This is a genomic window from uncultured Leptotrichia sp. (genome assembly GCF_938036635.1).
Taxonomy (GTDB): domain Bacteria; phylum Fusobacteriota; class Fusobacteriia; order Fusobacteriales; family Leptotrichiaceae; genus Leptotrichia; species Leptotrichia hongkongensis.
In genome coordinates this window covers 1-3,432 of the sequence record NZ_CALHQO010000343.1, presented here as the reverse complement: position 1 = coordinate 3,432, position 3,432 = coordinate 1, and the positions used below count along the sequence as shown (strand labels likewise).

Annotated in this window: 4 protein-coding genes; 2 read left to right on the top strand and 2 right to left on the bottom strand. The window is 30.0% G+C overall.

Annotation, left to right across the window (positions count from 1 at the left end):
* The first annotated feature begins 159 nt into the window (after positions 1-159).
* Both Q0370_RS06805 and Q0370_RS06800 read left to right on the top strand, forming a co-directional pair.
* Positions 160-1,068, top strand: a complete 909-nt coding sequence (locus Q0370_RS06805; RefSeq protein WP_299573785.1) for a toxin-antitoxin system YwqK family antitoxin — start codon at positions 160-162, stop codon at positions 1,066-1,068.
* A gap of 102 nt (positions 1,069-1,170) precedes the next feature.
* Complete coding sequence (locus tag Q0370_RS06800; protein WP_147005553.1) at positions 1,171-1,539, top strand: pheromone cAD1 o protein; 369 nt, start codon at positions 1,171-1,173, stop codon at positions 1,537-1,539.
* Positions 1,540-1,650: 111 nt separating this feature from the next.
* On the opposite strand, the gene Q0370_RS06795 is transcribed toward Q0370_RS06800, so the two are convergent.
* Together Q0370_RS06795 and Q0370_RS06790 are read right to left on the bottom strand one after the other, a co-directional pair.
* Complete coding sequence (locus tag Q0370_RS06795; RefSeq protein WP_299573779.1) at positions 1,651-2,046, bottom strand: OsmC family protein; 396 nt, start codon at positions 2,044-2,046, stop codon at positions 1,651-1,653.
* Positions 2,047-2,071: 25 nt separating this feature from the next.
* Entirely contained in the window at positions 2,072-3,403 is a 1,332-nt protein-coding gene (locus Q0370_RS06790; protein ID WP_299573777.1) for an FAD-dependent oxidoreductase, read from the bottom strand.
* Positions 3,404-3,432 lie beyond the last annotated feature (29 nt).

The following is a 3,432-nucleotide window of genomic DNA, read 5'->3' as shown; positions in this document are numbered from 1 at the left end:
ACTGGGGAGAGAAAATTGCTAGTATCATGATGACCATCAATAGCAAACTTGGTGGGAAAGACTAGGGAAGAACAAAATCGGGAACCAATCTATCATGCTTCCCGATTTTTTGTTATAATAAAAATAGTACTTAAAGTTTAAAAAGGAGGAAAAATTATTATGTTAAAATCATTAAAAAAATCAACAATCATTCTATTTTCATGTATATCTCTAACTTCATTAGCAGCTGCAATTCCAAACGTTTCTGCAAAAAGAAGCAGTGAATATTCTGCTCAGTCTTCACGTGCATTAAGTTCACCGTATAGCACTGTTGCTGATGTCACTATTTCTGGAAACATTGCGACTGTAAAAGAAAGTGGACAGCCATTTACTGGAATTTATGTTGAATTTGGCGAAATTGGAAATGCTCAAGTTGTTAGAAATTATCAAAATGGTGCATTAAACGGGCCTATGTTCATGTATTATCAAAATGGAAATTTACAAAAAGTTGTAAATTATACAAATGGTGTAAGAGAAGGTGAAGATATTGACTTTTATGGAAATGGAAATTCTAAAACTATACGTAATTACAAAAATGGCATGTTAAACGGAAACAGCTTTGACTTTGATGAATTTGGACGTTTAACATCATCTCTTGAATATGTAAATAATGCTAAAAATGGAAAAGAGATAAAAATTTCAAACGGAATTGTCACAAATGAAAATAATTACGTAAACGGACAATTAAACGGTGAAGCAAAATCATATTATTCTAACGGTACTGTTCGTTCAAACGGAAATTACTCGCGTAATTTTAGAAATGGACAATGGACTTGGAACTATGATAATGGTAAGAAAAAATTAATTGAGAATTATCAAAATGGTATAATTACAGAGATTCTTGGATATTCAAGAAATGGATCAAAAGAACGTGAAATGAAACTTGTAAATGGAAATGGAAATTTCACACAGTATTACGACAACGGAAAAATCAAAGTTCAAGGTGCTTTAAGAAATTACAAGGCTTATGGAAACTGGAATTTTTATAATAAAGATGGATATTTAACTGATACACAAGGATTTTATTAAAAAGACTTGATTTATTTTGATTTTAAAGGTATAATATTTATGTAACAGGTGTTTTAAAGGAGAATAAAAGAAAAAAATTTACTTAGAAAAGTGGTGTTAATTATGAAAAAACTATTATTCGCTTTAATGCTTTTTGTAAATATTTTAGGATTTTCAGCATTAAAAAATGGTATTTATTCTGTTGAAAAAAGATACGACGGTAACTGGACTTCATTCGTAAAAATAACAGTTAAGGATGGAAAAATAATCGGTGCCCAATACGACAGAAAAAATCAAAGAGGTGAATTGTTTTCAATGAGCCAAAATTCTTTTAGAGATGTAGCTTTTGAAATTTCAAGAAATCTTATAAATTCTCAAAATGTAAGTTCTGTAACAGGAAAAGATGCAAAAGCAGTATCAGAATTTAAAGAAATGTCAAACTTTTTAATTAATAAAGCCAATAATGGTGAAACTGGAAATTTTAAAATGTAGTAAATATTTACAATTAGAATCTTAATTTTCAAAATTAAAAAGCTAATATAACAAAAAAGGAGTTATCTTCATTAATCTATGAGACTACTCCTTTTTTATTAATTATTTTTTCTATTCCACATCATAAATAAATGAATAATTTTGTTTCACATCTTTACTTAAACTTCTGCCAACTACACACATTTCTTCTACTGATTTTTCAGCTTTTTCTCTTACTTCCTGACTGTATTCCTTTTTTAGATGAAATGCAATATTGATTTCTGTAACTTTAAAAGTTGTTAAATCGACTGTTTTTCCAACTTCTGCATAGCAATTTTGAAAATTCTGGTTATTAGATTCTAATTTTATTGATAAAACTGTCATTGCACATGAAGCTACAGATGCAGCGAGAAGTTCTGACGGAGAAAGCATTTCGCCATTACGGTCTGTCAAAATAATCTCGCTATTTCTGTTATTTTCTATTTTCATTCTAAAATTTTTGTCATATTTTACTATCATTTTATCCATTTTTATCCTTTAATTATCTTAAATTCTATTTTAAAGCATTTAATCCTGCTAAATTCAAGAAGTTCCAAGGCTTGTTATAGTGAGGTTGGAAGAAGAAGTCTACAAATGCCAATTCTTCTACAGTCATTTTATTTTGAATACATACTGACAATGTATTAATTGATTGTGTTAAGTCAATTTTAGAAGTTAACTGTGCTCCTAAAATTCTTCTGCTATTTTTTTCAAATACCACTTTTAATGTGACTTTTTCATAAGTCGGCATAAATTCAGGACGATAGTTGTCAACTGCAATTACGCTTTCAACCTCTACTCCTTCTTGTTTTGCAATTTCCTCTGTTAATCCAGTTGCAGCCATATTGTTTTCATAAATTTTAATTCCTGAAGTACCTTGTGTCCCAAGATGTCTAACTTTATTTTCAAGCAAGTTTATAGCTGCTAATGTTCCCATTCTTACAGCGTTAGTTGCAAGCGGAATATATCTTTCTCTTTGTAATGGATTATAGAATACTGAACAGCAGTCTCCTGCAGCCATAACGTCTTTATTACTTGTTCTCATATATTCGTCAACTTTAATTGCTCCATTTGGAAGCATTTCAAGCTGCCCTTTAAATAATGAAGTGCTTGGCAGGAATCCAACACACATAATTACCATATCAGCTTCATATTCATTTTTGTCAGTAACTACTTTTGTTACATTTCCATTGCTTCCTTCAAATTTAACAACTTTTTCTCCAGTTGCAATTACAATTCCTCTATGTTTAAACGATTCTTCGGCAACATCTGTAAATTCTTTATCAAAATATTTACTCAAAACTCTTTCTTCTGCATCTACTAGCACAACTTCTTTTCCATTATCTCTAAATGCTTCAACAAGTTCCACTCCAATGTATCCTGCTCCAACAACAATAATTTTTTGTGAATGTTTTGCTCTTTCAATAATTTCATTTGAATGATTGTAATTTTTACAAAGCAAGATATTATTTAAATCAATTCCTTCGATTGGTGGAATAATAGGCCAAGAACCAGATGTAATGATTAATTTGTCAAAAGTTTCATTAAATTCAATTCCAGTTTCCAAATTCACAACTCTTATTTTTTTACCTTCAATATCAACAGTCTTTACTTCATGTCTCATTCTAGTGTCAACGTTTAATTCTCTTAATTTTTCAGGTGAACAGTAAAACAACCCTTGAGGATCCTTTACAACTCCTCCTACATACAAGGCAATCCCACAAGACAAGAATGAAATATTATCATTTCTTTCAAATACTGTTATCTCCGCATCAGGATTTGTCTTTCTTAAATTTAAAATTGCCGCTGTACCAGCGTGTGTACATCCAATTACAACTACTTTCATCTATTTCCTCTCCTTCATAATATTCATAT